This is a genomic window from Lysinibacillus sp. NPDC097195, from assembly GCF_044762075.1.
In the GTDB taxonomy this organism is placed as follows: Bacteria; Bacillota; Bacilli; order Bacillales_A; family Planococcaceae; genus Lysinibacillus.
Window position 1 is genome coordinate 1,510,160 of record NZ_JBIWDP010000001.1, and the last position, 24,046, is coordinate 1,534,205.

Genomic DNA, 24,046 nt, shown 5'->3' on the forward strand with positions numbered 1-24,046 from the left:
GACATGTAAGGTGGTAGTTTAATGGAGCAACTAGTGGAGGAATACGGTGAATACCTATTCCATCTAAGTTATTTATATGTAAAAGACAAACAAATCGCAGAGGAAATTACGCAAGATGTTTTTTTGACATTTGCTACAAAAGGTGATGCCTTTCGAAAAGATGCCGCACTAAAAACATATTTAACAAGAATTTTAATTAATCGCTGTCATGACGAATTACGGAAAATAAAGCGCAGAAACGTAATGCAATTTTTAACACCCTTTTGGACGAACGAAAAATCAGCTGAGCATGAAGTTATACGCCAGCAACAATTTCTTTCGTTAAAGCAGGAAGTGTTAAGGTTACCGATTCACTATCGGGAAGTCATTATCTTGTTTTATTACGAGGAATTTGAGGCATCTGAAATAGCCGATTTTCTCAATCTTTCCCAAAACACAGTTCGCACTAGATTACGGAGAGGAAAAGAATTACTAAAATCAAAGTTATCTTTACATACGGAGGTGTTTATTCATGAATAATTTAAAACAGCAATTAAAGCAAGAGCTTCGTACAGACGTCCCATTTACCGAAGACATGAAACAACGTATGCTCATGCCGAACCGACCTATTAAAATACACAATAAAAAACAGCATTGGCAAGTACCGTTAATTGCATTGACTTTTATTTTAATTTTAGGCTTTGTATTAAAGTTGCAATTTACTCCACAAGAGACCATTTCGGCAAAAGCGGTCGCAACATTACCAACAGACCCTTATGACCTTGTCAAATTAATGCAAAAAAATGAAACGGTACTACCGATTATTGAATCTAAAGGTAAACTGGTAATTGACCCTAGCATTTCTTTTATTATGGGTAAGCAGTACGTATTGTCACATTTACCAATGGTCGTTGATCCAGATGCAAAAATCGAAGTTGGTGATTACATTGCTTATTCCGATAAAGTGGATACTATAGTTTCGCCTGTCTTTGGTATCGAAGGTGACAAAGTACAAACATCAAATGGACAAGTAACGTTAAATGGTGAGTACCTTGCCTTGCCAGGTGCAGTCGCTCCTGTACATTTCGCACAATCTGAACAACAGGATATATATAAATATTATTTTAACAGTCGCTTCCATATGGATGGTGCTAAAATGCAAACGATTGATGTAAATCTTGCACCATTACAGGAACATGAATATGCCGTTTATATGAATAAAAAGGGTGGTACAGTTGAAGTAGTAAATGACGAAGCTTTTATTGGTAAGGTTATTGGAGTAAAAAAACTTGAACCAACCTTTACATTAACCGCCAAGGAACAAACACTATATAATAAGTTTAAAGAAAATTATGATTTATCTGTTCTTAAAGGCGTTAAACCACTGTCTATTGCGAAAATGTATGCCATTTCAGAAGCTCAAGGGGATTACTTAACACATTATTCTTTTTTGGCCGAGCATACCCGATTGGAAATTGAACAGTATATAGCCAAACAAAAAATAAAAAATTATTACTTTACAAACGAAATTCAAATGCTAATTAGTGCTTATAATTATAATGGCATTGAAAAAGCAAAGTTTGAACAACTAAATGAAACGCAAGGAACGATAATTATCCCAATTAAGGATTTTACCTCTAGTATTAACTTTGTTAAAAACGAACAAGGTGTATGGCATCCTACAACTAAGTAATTTTAATAATAAGAAAGGTCTTCTCAAAAATCATTTGAGAAGACCTCTTTTTATTAAAATGGTGAGTAGGATTATCTATTAGTTAAATTGCTTTTTCATTAAAATATGCGGAATACCTGCATCCATATATTCTTCACCTGTCCGTGTATAGCCAAGCTTTTCATAAAAGCCCTCAGCATAGACTTGTGCACTTAATTTCGATTTCGTTAAGCCCTTTTCTTGTGCTAACTCCTCTAACTTTTGAATAATCACTTTTCCTAGTCCATAGTTCCGAAATTCTTTTAAAATACAAATTCGCTCTAGCTTACCATAGCCATCGACAACACGTAAGCGACCTGTGCCAACAGGCTGCTCGTTGTAATTGACAAGAATATGGTCACATGCCGCATCCAGTGTATCATAGTCATCGTATTCTTCTGAAGCAGGAATTTGTTGCTCTTCTATAAATACAGCTTTACGAATAGCAAATGCTATTTGCAAGTCTTGGTCTGTTGTAATAAGTGTTGTGTTCATAGTTATTACCTCCTCGTATTTCGCATGCGTAATCTATATAGTATAGAACGTTTTTTATTGCCATGACAATAGCCGTTTTTTACGATTTTGAACGAGGATCCAAATAATCTCGTAAAGCATTGCTCAACATATACAATCCTAGTACTAACATCGTAATCGCTCCTCCAGGTGCAAATGTATACCAAGATGCTTTTACTAAATAAGCCTGAGAATCTTTGAGCATGCGCCCCCAACTAGGATTCGGCGGTTGAACACCAAGCCCTAAGTAACTAAGGGCTGCTTCCGCGAGCATGGCAGTGGCGAAAGTAATTGTTGCTGCAACAATGATTTGTGATGCTATATTCGGCAAAATATGGCGAAACATAATGTTATATGGTTTTACCCCAATTAGTTTAGCAGCTAGTACGTATTCTGCATCACGCTGTTGGACAAAACCACTGCGGGCAATCCGAGCGATAGCTGGTATCGCAATGACCCCTAGCGCTATAGCCGTATTGACTACCCCTGGACCGAAAACAGCTACTAACATTAACGCTAAAATAATACCCGGAAATGCCATTAATGCATCCATGAGGCGCATAAAAATTTCATCTATCCAACCACCAATGTAACCTGCTATACCTCCAATTAATATGCCAAATGCTGTGCCGATCAATACTGTTAATAAACCGACTGCAAATGCTGTTTGTGTACCTTTCATTAGCCGACTAAAAATATCTCGTCCAAACTCATCTGTGCCAAAAAGATACTTACTGCTAGGACTCTGCAATTTTTCTGGTATATTCATTGCATTGACATCATGTGGCGTATAAAAGAAGCTGATGACCATGACGAGTAAAAATCCGACGATGACGAGTAGACCAATGATTAAATTTAAATTTTTCATGTAGCGTTGTACACTATTCATTGCCTTCACCTCTTATCGTAATCGGATTCTTGGATCTAACACAGAATATAAAATATCGACGATAAAATTTATAATAACAACGACAACCGTAATATACATCACGATGCCTTGAACTAAAGGAAAGTCACGATTACTAATTGCTGTAATTAATAGTTGCCCTACACCCGGTAAAGAAAATACTTGTTCTACGATAATTGTCCCTGCCACTACTTCTGCCATAATCAATCCAAAAACCGTCAAAATTGGTATCATGGCATTTTTTAATACGTGCTTATACATCACATTTCCCTCAGACATGCCTTTACTGCGTATTGTTCTGACATAATCTAGCTGCATTTGCTCTAAAATAGCCGTTCGCACGTAACGGAAATTAACAGCGATTTGCGGTATAGCAATAGTTAATGCCGGTAGAATAAGGGTACTTAACGCTCCTGCTACACTTTGTGTCCATGGAATATAGCCACTAATTTTAAAAAAACTAAACTGCATGCCCACATATAAAATCAGCATCATCCCGAGCCAAAATGAAGGAATGGCCATACCGATTTGTGTGAATGTCGAAAGCGACACATCACTCAGTTTATTTTGGCGTCTAGCTGCAAACATACCGAGGGGCAAGGAAACAACTAAGACAATGGTTAGTGTAATAGCAGCCAACGACATCGTGACAGGCAATCTAGCAAGTAATAAATCTTTTACAGGCATGGAAAAACGTATTGAATTGCCTAATTCCCCAGTTAGTAATCCTTTCATCCAATCAACGTATTGTTCATAAAGCGGGCGATCCAAACCTAGCTCTGAGCGTAAATTTTCAATTTGTGTTGGGTCTGCTTCTGTGCCTAACATTGTTCTGACAGGATCCCCAGGTAATATTTGAAAAACGGCAAATGTAATAATCGACACTAGCAAAATCGTGGTGATTAACAGGATGAATCGACGTAAAATATACATCATGTGCACTCAGCTCTTTCTAGTTTGAGAATTTTACCTCTGACATATCGTGGAACCAGAATGGATAGCTTTTCAGACCTGTTACTTGCTTATCAGATCCCCACACAATTTGATAATCTGCCACATAAACAGATACTGCCTGCTCAGCTAAAATTTCTTGTGCACGCTGGTAGTAGGCAATTTGCTTGTCTTTATCTGTTTCTTTTAACACGTCAGTCATGATTTTGTCGTATTCCTCATTCTTAAATAAGAAGAAGTTTTCACCGTCATTTGTCGAAATATAGTCATTTAGTATTTCATAGGCAGAGGCACGACCTGTTAAATCAATCGTTGTCATATTATAATCGCGCCCGAAGTACACACGATCAAGCCAAATACCCCATTCCACCACTTCTATTTCTACATCCACACCTATTTCCTTAAGATTAGCTGCAACGATTTGCGCTATATTAGAATAGATTTCGTTATGGGAAGATACTGTTATTTTTGTTTTAAAGCCATCAGGGTAACCCGCTTCTGCTAATAATGCTTTCGCCTTTTCAATATCTTGCTTGTACATCTCTTCTAAACCTTTCTTTTGATAATCCCCCATTGCTGGACTCATGTTTGAGCCAAGTGGTACAGCGTAGCCGTCAAAAACAGAATCAATAATATCTGCTTTACTAATTGCATAGTTCATTGCTTGACGTACTTTGACATTATCAAATGGCGCTTTCGTTTCATTAAACGTTACAATTAAAGAAGAATTATTGTTTTGATGTGATAATTGATGACTATCCTCGACCTCATTGACACGTTGCCAAGGGACACTTGTTAAATCCACTTCATTAGCCATTAAACTCATAATAGCTGCTTGGTCATCCGATTGGAACGTAAAGGTCACTTTATCCAAGTAAGGTAAGCCTTCTTTCCAATAGCTATCATTCTTTTGTAATACTAAATTTAAACCAGGAGCATATTTTACATACGCGAAGGGGCCAGTCCCTATTGGATATTCATTGTGCTTACCATCATTACTTTTCGGGACAATCGCTGATTGGCGAGCAGTAAGTGAATATAAGAAATTCGAATTGGGTTCTTTTAACGTAATAACGAAAGTCGACGCATCTGGTGCTTCCGTTGATGCTACATTATCAAAATTATTGGTCATTTTTTCTCCACCATTTTTACCCATTAAACGATCAAATGAATATTGTATGTCTGCTACAGTTAACTCTTCACCATTATGAAACTTCACACCCTGTCGGATTTTAAATGTATAGGTTAGACCATCCTGCGAAATTTCATAGCTTTCCGCAAGCCCCTCTTTTAAAGAACCATCTGTTTCTGGTGCCATCAAGCCTTCAAAAATATTAAGAATCATCTGATACGAAATGGACGCTGTCGCTTTATGTGGATCTAAAAAATCCGGGTCATCATTAATTCGAACCACAATTTCTTGCGGCGTTTCCGTTGTGACCGGCGCAACTGTAGTAACTTTATTTGTATCTTTGTTATCGTTATCATTAGAGCACGCACTAATAATCAATACTACAAGCAATAGCAACAAGAATAAAAACCAATGTCTATTCGGCTTCACAGTGTTTCTCCCCCTTTATGCTTTCATTTGTTGAATACTTGTATAGCTTTCTACACCATCTAATGTAGCAGCGGCTTTCACGCCGGTAATAATAGCTTCCTCTACGACTTTCGTTGCTAAGTGCCCAAGATAATCTACTGGATACGTTTGATGACCAGTGCCTAATACAAAAATCGTATCGCCATCAAGCATTGTATGGACAGGATAAATCGTACGTGCTAATGCATTTTGTGTTAGTTGTGCGATTTTTTTTGCTTCTGCCTTTGTGAGCATGGCATTTATAGCGACAACGCCAATTGTCGTATTGGTGCCAGCCAGTGCCTGTGAATGACCATGCTCTTCTAAATATGCACAGCTATCTAACCATTGTCCTGTTTGTCCATTCCGTGCTCCAGCTATAATAGTTCTTGTTGCTGGATCTTTAATATCGCCTACTGCATTGATTGCAACAATTGCACCTGCTACAAGTCCTTCTTTGCCTTGAAGCGAACTTGTGCCTAATCCACCTTTCATGCAAAATTGTGGGCCAGCTAATTTCCCTACTGTTGCACCATAGCCTGCCCCAGTATTGCCGTTTGCAAATACACCACTTGTTGCTTTCGCCGCTGCCTCATACCCCATCTGAGCAGTCGGTCTTGCATGTGCATCCCCGATAAATAAATCAAATAACACCGCACTCGGGACAATTGGTATTTTGGCTATACCCGCATCTACTCCTATACCTTGCTCTTCTAAGTAATGCATCACTCCTGTTGCAGCATCCAAGCCAAATGCACTGCCTCCTGCTAAACAAATGCCATGTACTTGCTGAATTTCATTGATGGGATCAAGTGCATCTGTTTCACGAGTGCCCGGTGCTGAGCCGCGCACATCGACACCACATACTGCACCATTTTCAACTAAAATAACGGTGCATCCCGTTATTCCATCTTTATTTTCCGCATGCCCCACTTTTACCCCCGGTACGTCGGTAATATTGCCATACATAGGCACACCTCCAGTAGATTAAAAATTCAGTTTATTTTTCATATAAAAAGCATGCGACTTGCTGCTCAGCATTTTGTTGTTGCAGTGCAGGTCGTTCTCCACGACATTTCTCCATTACAAACGGACAGCGAGTATGGAACACACAGCCAAGCGGTGGATTCATTGGACTTGGTAGCTCTCCTTGTAATGGTACTACTTGCTTTGGCGTATCAAAATTGACCACAGGTATTGCAGATAGTAATGCTTGTGTATAAGGATGGAGGGGGTTGGTATATAACTCTGTTTTTGTACCTATTTCCACAATCCTTCCTAAATAGAGCACTGCAACACGATCACTAATATGTTTTACAACACTTAAATCATGCGAAATAAATAAATACGTCAAATGAAATTCATCTTGCAAATCCATCATTAAATTTAATACTTGCGATTGTATCGACACATCCAAAGCAGATACTGGTTCATCCGCAATAATAAACTCTGGATGGATGGCAAGTGCTCTAGCAATGCCAATTCGTTGTCGTTGCCCACCTGAAAATTCATGGGGGAATTTGTGTATGGCATCTTCCGGTAAACCAACCTTTTGTAATAATTCTATGACCCGTTTTTTTCGCTGCTCTTTTGATAACGTCAATTGTAACGCCATCGGTTCTTCAATAATGGACCCTATACGTTTGCGTGGATTTAATGATGCAAATGGGTCTTGAAAAATCATTTGCATGTCGTTGCGAAAGTTTTGTAAATAGCGACCCTTTAACTGATGAATCGCTTGGCCTTTATATAAAATTTCTCCCGCTGTCGGTTCAATTAGCTTTAAAATTGTGCGCCCAAATGTAGACTTTCCTGAGCCAGATTCTCCTACAATGCCAAGTGTCTCACCACGATAGATGTCAATTGAAATATCATCAACAGCCTTGACGACTTTCTTCTCTTCCTTCATCGATTTGCGTTTTACAGGAAAATAGGTTTTTAAATGATGGATTTTAAGTAGCACTTCTTTGTCCTTCATATGCCAAAGCTCCCTCCTCCGCGAATAAATGACACCTTACGCTATGATTAGGCTGGATAAACCGAGGCTCCGGTGTTCTTTTATGACAGTGTGCCATGACAAATGGACAGCGTGGTGCAAAGCGACAGCCTTCGGGTAATGCATAGGCAGGCGGTACAGTGCCTGGGATAGAAGGCAAGCGAGTCATCTCTGTTTCCAGACTGGGCATTGTTTTTAGTAAGGCTGCCGTATATGGGTGTTTGGGCTGAAGAAAAAGCTCTCGAACAGGTGCATCCTCGATAATTTGTCCAGCATACATAACCATCACACGGTCCGCCGTTTGTGCAACCACACTCATATCATGTGTAATAAACAAAATGGCAGACTGTTGTTCTTTTTTCATTTTCATCATTAACTTTAATATTTGCGCTTGTACGGTAACATCTAATGCGGTTGTCGGTTCATCTGCGATTAATAGTTGGGGCTTATTGCACATCGCGATAGCAATCATGACACGCTGACGCATGCCACCAGATAACTGATGTGGATATTCCGTGATAACCTTTTCTGCATGTGCAATACCCACATCTTTTAAATGTTGTAATGCCATTTCTCTTGCTTGCCCTTTGGACACTTTTTGATGCCGTCGAATCGCTTCTATCATTTGATTGCCTATTGTAAAAACAGGATCCAGTGATGTCATAGGCTCCTGAAAAATCATGCTTACATCATTGCCTCGGATACTACTCATGTCTTTATTTTTTAATTCCAATAGATTTTTGCCATTCAATGCAATCGTACCCGCAGCTATTTGACCAGGAGGCATCGGGAGCAAGCGCATAATCGATAGTGATGTAATACTTTTACCACTGCCCGACTCCCCTACTAGCGCAACAGTTTCACCCTTATGAATGACAAAACTGACATCATCCACGACTTTTGCTTGTTTCCCATTTTTTAATTGAAACTGGACGTTTAAATGATTAACCTCCAACAACACTTGTTTGTCTAGTGCTTGTTCCATATGCTCCCCCCTGTTCACGTTCTTTCTGGTGTCGCATAGCGTATCGCAATATTTTTCATTTGCGTATAATTCCTTAATGCAACAAAGCCTTTTTCACGACCAATACCACTTTTTTTATAACCACCAAACGGCATTTGAATGCCACCAGCTGCACCGTAATTATTAATAAACACTTGTCCTGCCTTCACACGACTTGCCACATAATGCGCCGTATCTAAATCTTTCGACCAAACCCCTGCTACTAATCCATAGTTAGTTCCATTTGCTAATTCAATTGCTTCCTCTATTGTTGTGAAAGTCAATATTGTTAACACCGGCCCGAAAATTTCCTCTTGTGCGATGGCAGCGTTCGCATCAACGCCATCGACAATGGTTGGTTGGATATAATAGCCTTTTTCATAGCCTTTAATCTTCAGTGTTTCGCCGCCAGTAATAACAAAGCCCTGTTTTTTCGCCTGTTGCAGTAATGTCGAAATCTTTAAATATTGTCGTTCATTTAATAGAGGGCCCATATCGACATCCGCTTCACCAGGACCGACTTTCAACTTTTGAAATTTGTCAACAAGTTGTGCGACAAAAGCTTCTTTCGCATGCTCTTCAATTAGTAAGCGCGCTCCAGCCGAACAGGTTTGCCCAGCATTTTGAATAATGGCGCGCACTACCCCTTCTAAAGCCTGTTCCATTGGCGCATCTGCAAACACAATATTTGGAGACTTACCACCAAGTTCTAATGTAACTGGTACGATGTTTTGAGCTGCCGCTTTCATGACATCAATCCCTGTAGCAACAGAGCCTGTAAACGTAATATGATCAATATCCGGATGGCTTGTTAAATACGGCCCTACCTCTCGCCCTAAGCCTGTAATATGTTGGAAAATCCCCTTTGGCACTTTCTCAGCAAACCATTTTGCCATCGCATGTGTCGTCAACGGTGTGTCTTCAGCACTTTTCACAATGACAGCGTTACCCGTTGCTATGGCTGCGGCAACGCTGCGGGCCGTAATTTGCAGTGGATAATTCCAGGGCACAATATGAAGTGTCACCCCTACAGGTTCTAAAACGACCGCATTTAATAGACCGTCCTCAATAGGAATCGTGTCACCCATTATTTTGTCCGCCGCCCCACCATAAAACTCAAAGTAACGAGCGGCTGCCTCCACATCTGCCCGTGCTTGTGTTAATGGCTTTCCGACATCCCGACATTCTAGCAAACTCCATTCTTCGGCGTGCATGCGAATATAGTTAGCTAATTCTATTAGTAGCTGACCACGTTCAAATGCTTTCACTTGGCGCCATTGTTCACTTTCAAAAGCATTATGAGCTGCTTGCACTGCTTCATCTACCTGTGCCTGACTTGAACTCTTTATTTGCGCGAGTACTTGACCTGTCGATGGATTGATGACATCGATAAAGCTCGTAGTGTCACCATGTACCCACTTACCATTGATGAGCATTGGAATAATTTGCATCGAACCCCTCCTATAAGCCACGACCACCGTCAACATGTAATGTTGTGCCTGTCACGATGCTCGCTGCATCTGATAGTAAGTAATTTACTGCACCAGCAATATCAGTTGGATCAACTAAACGCCCTAGTGGCACTGATTGGATAAATACATTGTGCTTTGTTTGCTCTGCGTCAGCACCATCTGCGGTAAACTGTGATAACATCTGCGTATCTGCTGGTCCTGGATGAATTGTATTAACACGAATTTGATGCGTAGCAAGTTCAATCGCCAGCCCACGACTAAAGCTTTCGGCCGCCCCTTTTGAAGCAATATATGCTTGCAAACCAGGACGAGGGCGCACCGCTGAAACGGATGCAATGGTGATAATCGAGCCTTTCTTCCGCTCCTTCATATAAGGAACTATAGCCTTGGTCGAAATAAATAAGCTTTTGACATTGACGTCCATCAGCCGATTCCAGTCAGCCATCGTCACTTCCTCAATTGGCGTCGCTGCCTGCGCAATGCCTAGCGCATTGACGAGCCCATCAATCCGTCCATACTTAGTGTAAACTTCATGAAAAATCTCCTGAATACTTTCTTCCTGCAAAATATTGACCTCATAAGTTTGTAACGAATCTTGTGCTAAATCAGCGAGAGATGCCACTGTTAAATCAAGTGCAATCACAATATTTCCTTGCACTAGCTGATTTTCAATAATCGCCTTTCCCATACCACCGCCAGCACCAGTCACGATAATTACTTGCTGAGCAACTGCCATATTTTACACATCCCTTACTATTTATTTACTGTTGGCAAGCGCCTGACAAATGGCATCTCCCATTTGTGAGGTCGATGCTTCTCCCCCAATATCAGCTGTTTTAACTGCTCCTGCTTGTAATACAGCTTCTATAGCCCAAACAACACGCTTTTCAGCATCGGGTCTTCCAATATGGCCAAGCAATAAAGCAAGTGACCATATTTGAGCAATTGGATTGGCAATGCCTTTACCTGCAATATCGGGTGCTGAACCATGCACGGGCTCAAACATCGACGGATATTCCTTTTCGGGATTTATATTTGCCGAAGGAGACAAACCGAGCCCTCCCACAATCGCAGACCCTAAATCTGATAAAATATCGCCAAATAAATTCGATGCCACAATTACTTCAAAATCTTGAGGTCGCTCTACAAAATAAGCGACTAATGCATCGATATAAATCGATTCCAGTGTTAATGTTGGTGCAGTTCGCGCCACAATCTGTTTCGTATGTTCATCCCAAAATTTCATGGAATGGATAATAGCATTTGATTTCGTGGCACTCGTAATTTTTGATTTGCCGTATTGATTGGCATAATTACAGGCTGCTTGTACGATCTTTTCAATACCGAGCCGTGTCATAATCGTATTTTGAATCGCCATTTCCTGTGGTTGATTTTGATAAATATGGCCACCGCTATTGGAATATTCACCTTCCGTATTTTCACGAAAAATAACAAAATCAATATCCATATTCTTTGCCAGTGGTGAGACAATACCTTGTAGCGATTTGACTGGTCTGAAGTTCACATATTGCTGAAATTGCTTGCGAATAGGCATAATAAACTCCCATACTGTCACATCATCGGGTACGCGTGCATCACCAATCGCACCGAATAATATGGCATCATAGTTTCTTAATGTAGCAAGTGCATCCTGTGGCATCATGAAGCCATGTTGCACATAATAATCCGAGCTCCATGGAAAAATGGTCGTATCAATTTGTAATGATGGATCGTCTCGTTGTAGTTGTGCGAGTACTTTTAATGCTTCTGTCATTACTTCCTTGCCTATACCGTCTCCAGGAATCACAGCGATTTTCACCATTACGCATCACCTGCTAAAAACTTTAATGCCGCTAAACGGTAAATGGCCGTCGTTTCTGCCAGTTCTTCAATATCGACATATTCATTAATTTGATGCGGAATTTCACGATCACCCGCCCCAACTGTGACAATAGGGACACCATGGACATGAAGGAAGGTCCCATCTGTTGCACCTGGCACACCATTATAAATCGGCTCTTTTTGCGTCACTTCTGCCACTGCTTCGTAAATAGCCTGTACAACCGGCTGTTCTTTTGCAGTAGCGGTAGCAGGGCGATTATCAAGCACGGTCAGCTCTACTTTAAAGTCTGGATCATCTGCTTGGAGTCGTTCAATAATGGCATCGATTTTGCCCAATAATTCATCATGGTCCTGTGCTGGCACAGTTCGAATATCGAGCGTCGTCATACAATGATCAGGAATCACATTAATTTGCGCATCCCCTTTCACAGGTGCTCGTAAAATCGTTGGAGTAATCGATGGCCAGTTCAACATTGGATCACGCCCTAAACGTGCCTGTTCCTCTTTTTCTAATTTTTCCAGTTCTACGATTAAACGTGCCATCCGCCAATTCGGATTAATGCCACTCCAAGAGATCGCACCATGCGCCATTTTGCCGAAAATATCGACCTGTAAGCGAATAGCGCCACGTTGTGCAATGCAAACATTATTTTCTTGCGGCTCACAAATAATGGCTCCGTCTACCCCATCTGCCCAGCCATTGCGGATAAAATGTTTAATGCCTAGCATAAGGCCCTCTTCATCACATGGAATACATAAAATGATTTTGCCTGTAAATGCCTCGCCATCTAGTAGCAATGACTGACAGGCGGTAATCATACATGCAAGATTGCCTTTTGTATCATTTGTGCCCCGACCATACATACGTCCATCAATAATTTCCGCACCGAACGGATCATATGTCCACGCTTCTCGATTGCCTTCTGTGACAACATCTGTATGCCCTTCAAATAATAACGTTTTCCCTGGCTTCCCCGAATCAATAATGCCAATAACATTCGGACGCCCCGGTACAACTTCTTCCACAAATGTTTCAATACCGATAGCTCGCAAATATTGCGCCACGTAATTGGCTACTTCCTGTTCATTGCCCTGTGGGTCATGTTCACGATAAACACTTTCGATTCGCACAAGCTTTTGTGTTAAAGCAATAACGGTTTCCCGATCTCGTTGATACGTTGCCGATGTCTTTATAGTTGGTTCAAGCATTTATGAAGCCTCCTTTATATCAGAAAATATTTACAATTCATATTTTCTTATTGTATATTTACTAATATATTGGTTAAATTGATAATCATTCATAGAATCGTATGAAGTTTTTTGCTGTTAATCATATGGAAAATTAAGGTTCATCAATGGCAATCTATATGAAAAATCGTCACAAATAGAAAAAACTCGCCCAAAACGCTGTGTGTTCAACGTTTTGGGCGAGTTTTTTGTTCGTTCATCATTAGTTTCGGTTTTTGAAAACCGGTGATTTGTTTAACTCCCAGCTAATAAATAGTATTCATACGTAGTAAAGTCCATTTTATGTTTGATTTTCTTTTGGAAAAACTTCGCATTATCCTTTGTAATTTTGTAAGAGCCTGTTACTGGATGGATAGATGATAGTTGAAAAATATTTTGCAATTCCTCTAAAGAAATATCAGTCAATATTTCACTATCTTCGATTATTCTTTCTCCAGGAAAGCTCCATGCCACTTCGCGAATAACATTCTCTTCAGAAAGATAATAGGGCGATATCGTTTGCTCTACAAATAGACGCTGTTCGCTCGCAAAGTGAAGCGCTTCTTGTTGTATATCATTTGCCCCAATAAACAGATAATAGTCATCTCCGAACTGGACGAAAAAATCCTCAGTAATCAGTTGACAATAAATATACTCTCGCAAAGCCATTTTACAGACAATAGGAATTTCATCAATCGTTACTAGCATATCTTCTGCCAATGGAATTGTATCAAACAATGGGTCGTACAATGGAGAAGTCTTATCCACGTTACTTAAACCATATGTCTCAAGATGAATGAGTCGTACATTCTCTATTTGATAAACCTCTAGAAATTTCATTACCGTATCCACATATGCTTTCTCGACCTGTAAATAATCGTCTAACGTTACTATTTCTCCAAGAAAAGATTTCCCGATTTCTGAAACACTTGTCCACTCATCTCTCAAATAATGCCCTTCTGCATTTCGATAAGCAGGATTGTATTTTGTTATCCGCCATTGATAGTCGATTTCTTTATGCACTGATAGATGCACCTCCTTAGAGATTAACTATAGTGTTGTGTTAAAAACCTTATCAATTTCTGCTCTGTCATAGTCCAAAATCCAGTCATTATACTTGTCATAAATATTACGGATTGTAGCAGGTGAAGTTGCCAACAAATCACAACCTCTGTCATCATAGACATGAAAAATAGTTTTCCGATTACAATTAATGAAGTATACGGCATAGTAAATCCGCGGTTTCAATCCTAAGTCTTGATTGCAAATGGCTTTTAACAATGGAATATAGTTAAAATCGGAAGTTTTACATTGTAAAGTAAATCGATGTGTTATTAATTTCCCATCTTCATCGTCTTCAGGGAATATAAATGGTAACGCCTCATGCTTTAATTTCAATAATAAAGATTTATTCACATAGCGCGGAAAATTTCTTAACTTACGTTTTAAGTTTCTATTATTTTTTAAATCATGAATGTCCATCACTACAAAAATCTCCTCATTTGGCGCATGTAGTGCTTCAAATAAAGTAATGGCTCTTTTATAACACCCTAACACATAAGGGCTATTTAGATAATGATACTCATTTTTCCAATCGACACCCAGTTCAAAGCGAATCCCTATATCCCAACTATAAAATAAAGGTGGTCTCAATTGTAAATTGGGGTAATTTTCGTGCATAAAGTCATTTAACTGCATTTTATCACCTCAAGTCTATTATCGCTTCAGTAGATTCGAAACATGGACAAACACAAATCATTTCAAAAATGGTTTCATTTAATTCACACCTCCATTTTAAAAATAGTACATATATTTTATCAAAAACTTATTTTCAATTCCTCCAAGAACCTACCACCTACTAACTTCTATTATCCAAAATATCTTGAATCGTATAGTCTGCTAGCACAGATTGAAACGTTTTTTCCGCTTTGGCGATCACCATGGAGATAAAACGTTCAGAGCCAGTAGATGGCACAGACCAATACGGTGTTTCATTGTCATTGCCTAGCACACTATAGATCTCTAGCATTGTAATTTGCGCAGGGGCTTTATTAAGACGATAGCCCCCATAGCGGCCACTATTTGTTTGTACATAGCCGTGTTCAGCAAGCTTTGCAAGTATTTTTCTAACGAACGTGGCATCTTCCCCTAGCGTCTCCGCAATCACATTACTTTTTAAGAGCTCGTTCGATGCCGCTAGTAAAACGATTGCTCGCAATGCAACATGGAACCATTTCGGCCCTAAATCACCCGATTGGATAAGTAGCTGCATGGTCATTCCTCCAATTTTCTAAATACTCTATTATTTTAATTGACATCTCTTAATCATTGTACTATGTTTTAATTGTGATAGTTTATTCACAATTAAAACACAAAATTAAGGAGGGCATGCAATTGGAAAACCGAGTACACCCTGATTTAAAAACGTTCTTATCGGCCATGCCAGAATCACACTTAACTAGAGAAAACATTGTAGAATCACGTAGCGTTATGCATGAAATGCTCGGCAAGGAAGAAGTATCGATAGAAAATGTCACGACATCTGAGCGCTTTATCGCTAGTTCAAACGGGGCACCAGACGTTCGTATCCGTATTTATGAACCAACAGAGAAATGCGACACGTTACCTGCTATTTTGTATATTCATGGTGGCGGTTTTATTATTGGCTCTATCGACATGTTTGATGCAAGTTGTCAGATGCTTGTTTCACAATTAAATTGTGTAGTCGTTTCTGTTGGCTATCGCTTAGCTCCAGAGCATCCTTACCCTGCTGGCGTGGAAGATTGCTATACAGCTCTTGAATGGCTAGCCGCTAATGCAGCTAATTTAGGTATTGATGTTAATCGTCTTGCTGTTCATGGTGCAAGTGCCGGAGGTGGTCTAACGGCTGCTGTTTCCTTATTGGCTCGGGATCGAAAAGGGCCGAAAATTGCGTTTCAAATGCCCCTTTATCCGATGATTGATAATCGTTGTATTTTACCATCAAATGATGAAATTATAGATGCTAGAGTGTGGAATGGTCCTCAAAATCATCGTGCATGGGAAATGTATTTAGGGCCTCTCTATGCTGATGATACGCCTAGTTATGCGGCTCCTTTGCATGCAGAAGATTATAGCGACCTTCCTCCTACCTATACATTTATTGGCGATTTAGATCCATTCCGTGATGAAACTATCGAATATATTGCGAAACTGACAAAAGCAGGTGTACCGACCGAATTCCATTTATACCCGGGTTGCTTCCATGGCTTCGAGCATATGGTTCCTCAAGCAGAAATCAGCCAACGCGCGATTGAAAATTATCTGTATGCTTTTAAAAAGGCTTTTGACAAAGCGGCTTCGCCTACTACTTAACTAATCAGCGACTCTGGGGTGGATTTATCGGCGATTTCCCGAGTTTTATCAGCGATTCTGGAGATTTTATCAGCGATTTCCTGAGTTCTATCGGTGATTCTTGAAGTTTTATCGGCGTTTTTCTTGGTTCTAACGGCGATTACAGAAAATCCCTTTTCTTTCTATATTAAGAAAACAAAAAGAGCATCTAATTTTAGATGCTCTTGCGAATATTTTTTATGCAATTATTGTTGACGGGATTCTGTCATTTGCTTCCAAACAGAGCCTTTTGCTTCTTCACCTTGTTCAATACGAGCAATGGCCATTTTTACTTGCAGCTTCACTTCAAACTCTTTATCCTCTTCTGCAGCTTTTAACGCTTGTAACGATTGCTCTGTCCCTACTTCATATAAGTACATCGCAGCACGCCAGCGAACAAGTTTATTTTTATCTTGTAATGCTTGTTGCATCGCCTCTTCAAATTCCACAAATCCTAAGTCACTCATACAATCTCCCGCCGTACGACGCACCGCGGCACTTTTATCGTGCAATGCTTTTTCTAAATATGGTACAACCGCCACATCCTCAATCATGCCCAAGTAGACGGTTGCAAGACGGCGAATAGACATTTGTTCATCTTGCAGCGCTAAATCTAAAAGTGGCAGGTCATCTAGCTCTGGATCCGCCATTTGGTCAAGTAATTGGAAACGTTTTTCCCATTCTGGCTGTTGGAACTGCTCCACTGTTATTTTCAGCTTTGCAGGTTTTTGGTTCACTTGCTCCGCATCATTTATCGATGCCACAATGTCTTCCAAACGTTGTGCTGAATAAGTGACATTGATTTCTTGTTTAACTGCTTCGGCAATTTCTTCAAGCTCGCCATAACGTACACCATAATCAATCCATTTGCGTTGGAAGATATAGTTTTCATCAACATCTGTAGCAATAATTTTATTGAACGCCTCAACAAAACGCTCACCACAGCTCACACGGTATTCACGTTGGTTATCAAATACCTTTACTTGCAATGGTACTTGCTTGTAAAACTGTACATGGACGTATACTTCACCGTAAAATTCATTGGCAATTTGGATGTCACTCGCTTCCGTAACATCTTCGCCCAATACTTGTCGAATGCTCGATAAAATACTTTCCCAGCCGTATTTTGCATTACGTTCGACGGCAAAGAAGTCTGCTACATGATAGACTCCTTTAACCCCTTCAATGGCTAAAATAGCTGCCGCTTCTCCAGTAGCTTGCTCCTTGTTGTCCTTTGTAAAGTTAAAGCTTTTGCCAAACGGTAACTCCGTATCGACGATAATCTTCATTGAATTAGGACTTGGTGTCGGTTCAATTGTAAGTATTTTCATATAATACACTCCTTATCCGTTTACGATTTCATCTAAGTACGACCATCTTTCAATCAGATGCTCATAATGGGCATTCAGCTCATCAAGTTTAGCTGTTAACTCTTGCAGTTTTGTAAAATCAGCGCCAGCGTTCGCAATTCCTTCTTCGGCTTCCATAATCGCTGTCTCTGTTTTTTCTATATCATCTGCAATGGTTTCCCATTCTTTTTGTTCTTTAAATGATAGTTTTTTCTTATCTGATTTTGGTTTCTCAACCTTGTGCTTTTCGACTTTTGGTGCTTCAGCCTTTACAGTCGTTTCCTGCTCTCGCTTTTGTAAGTAATCACTATAAATATCCAGTGATTCATTCACATGCCCTTGTCCATCTAACACCCAAAGTTTTTTGGCGATTCGATCTAAGAAGAAGCGATCATGGGAAATGGTAATTACGACACCTGGGAAATGTTCGATAAAGTCCTCTAATACCCCTAGTGTTTCAATATCCAAATCATTGGTCGGCTCATCCAGCAAGAGCACATTCGGTTGCTCCATTAGTAGTCTTAATAAGTGTAGACGCTTGCGTTCCCCACCGGATAATTTACCGATTGGCGTACCATGTGCATGTAGTGGAAATAAAAAGCGCTCTAACATTTGGGCAGCGGAATAGCGTACACCTTCAGCATCCGTAATATCATTTGACGCTTCACGAATATATTCAATCATGCGTTCATTTTCATTCATTTTCGGTAATGTTTGTTTAAAATGGGCAAGTTTCACGGTTGAACCAACATGAATTTCCCCTTTATCTGGTGTCAGTTCGCCAGCTAGCATGTTGAGTAACGTTGATTTTCCAACGCCATTGGCCCCAATAATTCCGATACGATCGCCTTGTTGCAGTAAAAATGTAAAGTCCTCGACAATTTTTTGCGAACCAAAAGCTTTTGAAATATTTTCAGCCTCTAATACTTTACGCCCTAGACGTGTTGTCGCTAAGCCCAATTCCAATGAAACATCATCTGACTTGCGTTCTAAGTTATCTTCAAGCTGTTCGAAACGTTGAATACGAGCCTTTTGCTTTGTCGAGCGTGCTTTAGCACCGCGGCGAATCCATTTTAACTCCGAACGATAACGATTGCGATCTTTTTGAGCTGAAGCCGCAGCCATTTCTTCTCGAATAGCACGAGCTTCTAAAAAGTCGCCATAATTACCTGTATGACGATACAACGTTTGGTCAGCAATTTCATAAATATGTGTCGACAATTCATCTAAGAAATAGCGATCATGGGTAATGAAAATAACGGCACCTTTTAAGCGCAACACCATTTCCTGTAGCCATTCTGTTGACTGTACGTCTAAATGGTTGGTTGGTTCGTCCAGTAAGTAAAGGTCTGCCGGTTCTATTAACACTTTCGCTAACGCAACTCGTTTTTGTTGACCACCTGACAGCGTTAAAACTTCCTTATCAAACATTTCAATACCAAGCTTTGTCAGCGCTGTTTTTGCAAGTGCATTGACATCCCAAGCTTGTTCTTCATCCATGCGCTGCTGTAAGCTAAACAAAGTTTTTTGTAAACTTTCTGATGTTGGATTGAGAGCGAGCGCTGCAACTGTCTCTTCATATTGACGGTTCAGTTGTAAAACAGGTGAATCACCAGCAAACACTGCCTGTAGTACCGTTTCGCCACTATTAAATGTAGGTTCTTGCGGTAAATAAGCAATACGATATTTATTGGGACGGTCAATATCAATGGCATCTGCTTCGATTTGGCCGGCTAAAATAGATAGCAACGTAGACTTCCCTGTACCATTAATGCCAATCAGACCTGCACGCTCCCCTTCGTATAATGTAAATTCAATATTTTGAAAGAGCGTTTTATCGCCCACTGTCTTTGTTAAATTTTGTACGATTAAATGACTCATTATGCTTGTCCATCTCTTTCATTTTGTAATTGCTCTAAAAAGCATACCATAAATTGATGGCGTTCATTAGCCATTTGCTTCCCTTTATCAGTCGTCATTAAATCTTTCAACAATAAAAGCTTCTCATAAAAATGTGTGACAGAAGATGTATTTTTACTCCGATAATCTTCCTCCGTCATCGTTGTACGCGCTTGTTCTGTGTCATCATACAATTTCCGGCCTTTTGCTCCACCATATGCAAATGTCCGCGCAATGCCCACAGCGCCAATTGCATCTAAACGATCCGCATCACGAACAATTTTCGCCTCCAGTGATGTCGCCTCTAGCTCATTACCACCATTAAATGACACTTGTGCGATACAGTCTCGAATATGCTGTTTCTTGGCATCGCTTATAGGCAGTTCATTAATTAACTGGTCTTCTTGTTCCTTACTATCTGTATACTTTTTATCACTTACATCATGCAAAAGCACCGCCATTTTTACAACGTCTGCATCTGCTTCAGGCTCTGTATGTAAAATCGCTAACGCATTTTGATAAACGCGCTCAATATGTTGAAAATCGTGACTTGCATCAAATTGCTCATATATACTACGTACTTTGTTCTTTAAATTAATCATATTATCAGTCCCTTCCCTTTGCCTATTATACTGTATTGCTATAAAAAGTTGGTAACGATGTCGCCATTAATAACAGAAAAACAAATAAATCATGCATATCAATTGACTAATTTTTCAGAATATTGTAGGATGAATGTACAGAACAATCTTTATTGTTCTGTATTCTCACAATTTGCGTAGCGTACAGGAAACTATGTGTTTTACATTTTAAAAAAACTTCAGCGGGCTTACAATTGAATATTGTGCAATACAATCATGAAATGCTTATAGTGTAACCGATCATCTTCAATAAAAGTGAACACTTTCCCTTAAATTTCAAGTTTGTTAACCCGCATAGTAGACGTACAATACAAAAAATGTGAACAACAAGTAAGCTTTGTTTTCACAACCGTAAAGGCTTTGACCAACTATTGCAAGGTATAATGGATTTTTCATTAAAATAAAGTTACCTTCTTAGTAGTAAGTATGGTGAACGTAATTTTGCCTTTAGTGATTAATGTATAACCAATTATGCAATCATGTTGCGAAATGCCGCATCTTTTGAGTTGTGTTAACAAAAAATGATAATTCATTTAAGCCAAAAGTAAGTAATACGTAATGAAGGAAGTAGGAAATAAATTGATCGTATGTAATACCCACCCGCTGAAGGAACAATAAAAGCTGCCCATCTTCGATGAGATGTTGGCAGCTTTTATATTTTTTATGCTTTTTTAACAATCATTATTATTAGAACAATGCTATCCTAGATGTGAATGGGCTCCCATACATAAAGAAAAAGGTTTCCACCCTTTCCTACTGCTGCTTTCAAGCATACCAAAGAATAAGTTCCCCTTCGCATCATATAGTTTGTAAGAAGTCTATTTATAGGAGGTTTGTTTGTGGTAATCACACCTGGTATTGAAGATTTACCTTATGACCTTCAAAAAAATGGGGTGAAGCTTTTTACTTTAGTTGCAGAAGAAATAACATGGGAGTTAGTTGATGATATTTTTATTAGGGCATGGGGATACAATGGCTCAACACCTGGGCCAACAATTCGCGTTTATCCTGGGGATAAAGTATGTATAAGAGTCATAAATCACCTACCAGTGCATACAAGTGTACATTGGCATGGATTAATCGTACCTAATGTGATGGATGGTGTCCCTCCAATCGAGCCCTCCCCATTTATTGAACCTGGGTATTATTTTGATTATCATTTTACAATCGTCAACCCTCCAGGTACCTATATGTATCATTCCCATGTTGAAGTTTCGATACAGGACAATGCTGGCTTATTGGGCGGCTTTATTGTTGAGGACCCTGCAAATGAGTGCGCACCCAATCACAAAGATTATCTTTGTTTATTGCAAGAATGGGCAATTAATGCTCTACCTTGGGGAGATTTAACAAAAGGAACGTATGATTTAACTTTTGTAAAACCGGATTTTAATTTCTTTACCATCAATGGACGCTGTTACCCGTTAACTGAACCTTTAAAAGTCAGCTATGGCGATACTGTTAAAGTACGTTTCGGCAATATTCAAATGAACCACCATCCTATCCATTTACATGGACATCAATTTAAAGTAGTCGGTGCAGATGGTTTTCCAATTGCCCCACAAACACAAATTTATAAAAATACAATCCTCGTCGCATCAGGTGAAACTTGGGATATTAGCTTTTTAGCCAATAATCCAGGTATTTGGCCAATGCACTGTCATATGCCCCATCACGTTACAAATAACGGTGTCGTGGGCTTAGGAGGAATGTTTACTACTGTAAAATATGATGAGATGCATTAAGTGTAAAGAAAAAGGCATATAAAATGTCTATATTTTATATGCCTCCTCTTATTTATGGCAGTTTGCCAAAACTACTATGAAATTTCCTTCCCTCTCCTCCTACTTAATTACCGCTCGGATAGAAGGAGAGATGGTCATAAGTCAATTTCCAACTAGAACAATCCTACCGCGTGTCCTTCACTATTGACATCCATACGTAAGGCAGCTGGTTGCTTTGGTAAACCTGGCATTGTCATAATATCACCTGTTAGACAAACTAAGAAGCCTGCACCTAGTTTTGGAATGACTTCACGAATTGTGACTGTAAAGCCTTCAGGACGTCCAAGTAAACTCGGTTGGTCAGATAATGAGTATTGTGTTTTCGCCATACAAATCGGTAGCACATCCCAACCAAATTTTTCGATTTGCGCAATTTGTTTTTTTGCTTGGTCTGTAAATTGGACATCTTTACCGCCATAAACCTTTTGGACGATGGTACGCACTTTTTCTTCAATCGATTCTGTTACATCATATAACGGCGAGAAGTTATTTTCTTCGTCTAGGACTGAAAGAACTTGCTCAGCTAAAGCTAAACCACCTTTGCCGCCCTCTTCCCAGACATTCGTACGGGCAATACGCACATCATTGTCTTGACACCAGTTTAGCACTGCTTGTAGTTCTGCTTCTGTATCTGTAATAAAACGGTTTAACGCGATAATTGGCTCTACACCAAATGTGCGAATCGTCTCCACATGTTTGGCTAAGTTTTCAATACCTTGTAACAGCGCAGGCACATTTTCTCCAACAAGTGCTGTTTTTGCGACACCACCATGCATTTTCAATGCACGAATCGTTGCCACAATGACTACGGCACTTGGTTTGAAGCCTGCTTTTCGGGCTTTAATGTTCATAAACTTCTCAGCACCTAAATCGGAACCGAAGCCCGCTTCTGTTACGACGATATCCGCTAGCTTACGTGCTGTTTGGGTTGCCATAATCGAGTTACAGCCGTGTGCAATATTGGCAAATGGGCCGCCGTGAATAATAGCCGGTGTTCCTTCTAATGTTTGCACTAAGTTTGGTTTAAAGGCATCTTTTAATAGCAATGTGAGTGCGCCTTCTACTTGTAAATCACGCACAAATACCGGTTCACGCTCATACGTATAACCGATGACGATGCTTGCTAAACGCTCACGTAAATCGTCGATGCTTGTTGCTAAACAGAATACCGCCATAATTTCAGAAGCTACCGTAATATCAAAGCCGTCCTCACGTGGCATGCCTTGAACGGGACCACCCAAACCAATGACTACTTTGCGAAGCGCACGGTCATTGAGGTCCATTACGCGTTTCCAAATAATGCGGCGAGGATCAATGTTTAAGGCATTGCCTTGATGGATATGATTATCTATAAAGGCTGATAACGCATTGTTGGCCGTTGTGATGGCATGTAAGTCTCCCGTGAAATGTAGGTTTATATCTTCCATCGGTACAACCTGTGCATATCCACCGCCTGTAGCACCACCTTTTACACCCATTACTGGGCCAAGGGAAGGCTCACGCAGGGCAACAACTACATTTTTCTTTAATTGATGCAAGGCATCTGCCAAACCAACTGTTACTGTTGATTTTCCTTCACCAGCGGGAGTTGGACTAATCGCAGTCACTAAAACGACTTTGGCATCCTGACCATTGGCAGTGATTTTTAATGGATCGATTTTTGCTTTGTAGCGGCCATATTGTTCAAGTGCATCTTCTGGAATGCCTGCTGCTTGTGCAATGTCTATAATAGGTTTCATAACCGCTTGGCTAGCGATTTCTAAGTCTGATAAAGGTTGATTTTTCGTTGTCATACGGCACCTACTTTCTATACTATTCAAC

22 protein-coding genes are annotated in these 24,046 nt (G+C 39.9%); 4 read left to right on the forward strand and 18 right to left on the reverse strand.

Going from position 1 to position 24,046, the window contains the following annotated elements; translation table 11 throughout:
- The first annotated feature begins 21 nt into the window (after window positions 1-21).
- Together ACIQXI_RS07830 and ACIQXI_RS07835 are read left to right on the forward strand one after the other, a co-directional pair.
- Entirely contained in the window at window positions 22-519 is a 498-nt protein-coding gene (locus ACIQXI_RS07830; RefSeq protein WP_402923210.1) for a sigma-70 family RNA polymerase sigma factor, read from the forward strand.
- Window positions 512-1,672, forward strand: coding sequence for a hypothetical protein (locus ACIQXI_RS07835; protein ID WP_402923212.1), 1,161 nt, complete (start codon window positions 512-514; stop codon window positions 1,670-1,672). Before ACIQXI_RS07830 ends, ACIQXI_RS07835 begins: the two co-directional genes overlap by 8 nt.
- A gap of 78 nt (window positions 1,673-1,750) precedes the next feature.
- Here the strand turns inward: ACIQXI_RS07835 and ACIQXI_RS07840 are convergent, their stop codons facing one another.
- The 14 genes from ACIQXI_RS07840 to ACIQXI_RS07905 form a co-directional block, all read right to left on the reverse strand.
- Window positions 1,751-2,185, reverse strand: coding sequence for a GNAT family N-acetyltransferase (locus ACIQXI_RS07840; protein WP_402923214.1), 435 nt, complete (start codon window positions 2,183-2,185; stop codon window positions 1,751-1,753).
- Between the two features lie 79 nt (window positions 2,186-2,264).
- Window positions 2,265-3,092, reverse strand: coding sequence for an ABC transporter permease (locus tag ACIQXI_RS07845; RefSeq protein ID WP_402923216.1), 828 nt, complete (start codon window positions 3,090-3,092; stop codon window positions 2,265-2,267).
- Between the two features lie 12 nt (window positions 3,093-3,104).
- Window positions 3,105-4,046: an ABC transporter permease gene (locus tag ACIQXI_RS07850; protein WP_402923218.1), complete on the reverse strand. Its 942-nt coding sequence runs from the start codon at window positions 4,044-4,046 to the stop codon at window positions 3,105-3,107.
- Between the two features lie 16 nt (window positions 4,047-4,062).
- Window positions 4,063-5,622, reverse strand: coding sequence for an ABC transporter substrate-binding protein (locus tag ACIQXI_RS07855; protein ID WP_402923220.1), 1,560 nt, complete (start codon window positions 5,620-5,622; stop codon window positions 4,063-4,065).
- A gap of 15 nt (window positions 5,623-5,637) precedes the next feature.
- Window positions 5,638-6,609, reverse strand: coding sequence for a P1 family peptidase (locus ACIQXI_RS07860; protein ID WP_402923222.1), 972 nt, complete (start codon window positions 6,607-6,609; stop codon window positions 5,638-5,640).
- A gap of 31 nt (window positions 6,610-6,640) precedes the next feature.
- The gene (locus ACIQXI_RS07865) at window positions 6,641-7,618 is read right to left on the reverse strand and encodes an ABC transporter ATP-binding protein (RefSeq protein ID WP_402923223.1); all 978 of its coding nucleotides are present in this window, start codon (window positions 7,616-7,618) and stop codon (window positions 6,641-6,643) included.
- A complete protein-coding gene (locus ACIQXI_RS07870; RefSeq protein WP_402923225.1) occupies window positions 7,593-8,621 on the reverse strand; it encodes an ABC transporter ATP-binding protein in 1,029 nt (342 codons plus the stop codon). Before ACIQXI_RS07870 ends, ACIQXI_RS07865 begins: the two co-directional genes overlap by 26 nt.
- A gap of 14 nt (window positions 8,622-8,635) precedes the next feature.
- Window positions 8,636-10,090 carry an aldehyde dehydrogenase family protein gene (locus ACIQXI_RS07875; protein WP_402923227.1) on the reverse strand — a complete coding sequence of 485 codons (1,455 nt, stop codon included), beginning with the start codon at window positions 10,088-10,090 and terminating at the stop codon, window positions 8,636-8,638.
- 10 nt (window positions 10,091-10,100) lie between these two features.
- Entirely contained in the window at window positions 10,101-10,847 is a 747-nt protein-coding gene (locus tag ACIQXI_RS07880; RefSeq protein ID WP_402923229.1) for an SDR family NAD(P)-dependent oxidoreductase, read from the reverse strand.
- Between the two features lie 21 nt (window positions 10,848-10,868).
- Window positions 10,869-11,933: a tartrate dehydrogenase gene (locus ACIQXI_RS07885; RefSeq protein WP_402923231.1), complete on the reverse strand. Its 1,065-nt coding sequence runs from the start codon at window positions 11,931-11,933 to the stop codon at window positions 10,869-10,871.
- On the reverse strand, window positions 11,933-13,162 hold the full coding sequence (locus ACIQXI_RS07890; protein ID WP_402923233.1) for a M20 family metallopeptidase: 1,230 nt from the start codon (window positions 13,160-13,162) through the stop codon (window positions 11,933-11,935). The genes ACIQXI_RS07885 and ACIQXI_RS07890 overlap by 1 nt, the downstream gene beginning before the upstream one ends.
- A 273-nt stretch (window positions 13,163-13,435) precedes the next feature.
- Window positions 13,436-14,203 carry a DUF7683 domain-containing protein gene (locus ACIQXI_RS07895; protein WP_402923235.1) on the reverse strand — a complete coding sequence of 256 codons (768 nt, stop codon included), beginning with the start codon at window positions 14,201-14,203 and terminating at the stop codon, window positions 13,436-13,438.
- Window positions 14,204-14,230: 27 nt separating this feature from the next.
- The gene (locus ACIQXI_RS07900; protein ID WP_402923237.1) at window positions 14,231-14,878 is read right to left on the reverse strand and encodes a DUF3885 domain-containing protein; all 648 of its coding nucleotides are present in this window, start codon (window positions 14,876-14,878) and stop codon (window positions 14,231-14,233) included.
- A gap of 160 nt (window positions 14,879-15,038) precedes the next feature.
- Window positions 15,039-15,452: an RrF2 family transcriptional regulator gene (locus ACIQXI_RS07905; RefSeq protein ID WP_402923239.1), complete on the reverse strand. Its 414-nt coding sequence runs from the start codon at window positions 15,450-15,452 to the stop codon at window positions 15,039-15,041.
- A gap of 122 nt (window positions 15,453-15,574) precedes the next feature.
- Between ACIQXI_RS07905 and ACIQXI_RS07910 the strand changes: the two genes are divergently transcribed.
- Window positions 15,575-16,534, forward strand: coding sequence for an alpha/beta hydrolase (locus ACIQXI_RS07910; protein WP_402923241.1), 960 nt, complete (start codon window positions 15,575-15,577; stop codon window positions 16,532-16,534).
- Between the two features lie 224 nt (window positions 16,535-16,758).
- Here the strand turns inward: ACIQXI_RS07910 and ACIQXI_RS07915 are convergent, their stop codons facing one another.
- From ACIQXI_RS07915 to ACIQXI_RS07925, 3 genes are read right to left on the reverse strand one after another with little or no spacing between them, the layout of a single operon-like run.
- A complete protein-coding gene (locus ACIQXI_RS07915; RefSeq protein WP_402923243.1) occupies window positions 16,759-17,883 on the reverse strand; it encodes a conserved virulence factor C family protein in 1,125 nt (374 codons plus the stop codon).
- Between the two features lie 12 nt (window positions 17,884-17,895).
- Window positions 17,896-19,782, reverse strand: coding sequence for an ABC-F family ATP-binding cassette domain-containing protein (locus ACIQXI_RS07920; protein WP_402923245.1), 1,887 nt, complete (start codon window positions 19,780-19,782; stop codon window positions 17,896-17,898).
- Window positions 19,782-20,402, reverse strand: a complete 621-nt coding sequence (locus ACIQXI_RS07925) for an HD domain-containing protein (RefSeq protein ID WP_402923247.1) — start codon at window positions 20,400-20,402, stop codon at window positions 19,782-19,784. Before ACIQXI_RS07925 ends, ACIQXI_RS07920 begins: the two co-directional genes overlap by 1 nt.
- A gap of 878 nt (window positions 20,403-21,280) precedes the next feature.
- Here ACIQXI_RS07925 and ACIQXI_RS07930 point away from each other — a divergent pair.
- Window positions 21,281-22,186, forward strand: coding sequence for a multicopper oxidase family protein (locus ACIQXI_RS07930; RefSeq protein ID WP_402923249.1), 906 nt, complete (start codon window positions 21,281-21,283; stop codon window positions 22,184-22,186).
- A gap of 152 nt (window positions 22,187-22,338) precedes the next feature.
- On the opposite strand, the gene ACIQXI_RS07935 is transcribed toward ACIQXI_RS07930, so the two are convergent.
- Window positions 22,339-24,018 carry a formate--tetrahydrofolate ligase gene (locus ACIQXI_RS07935; protein ID WP_402923251.1) on the reverse strand — a complete coding sequence of 560 codons (1,680 nt, stop codon included), beginning with the start codon at window positions 24,016-24,018 and terminating at the stop codon, window positions 22,339-22,341.
- Between the last annotated feature and the right edge of the window lie 28 nt (window positions 24,019-24,046).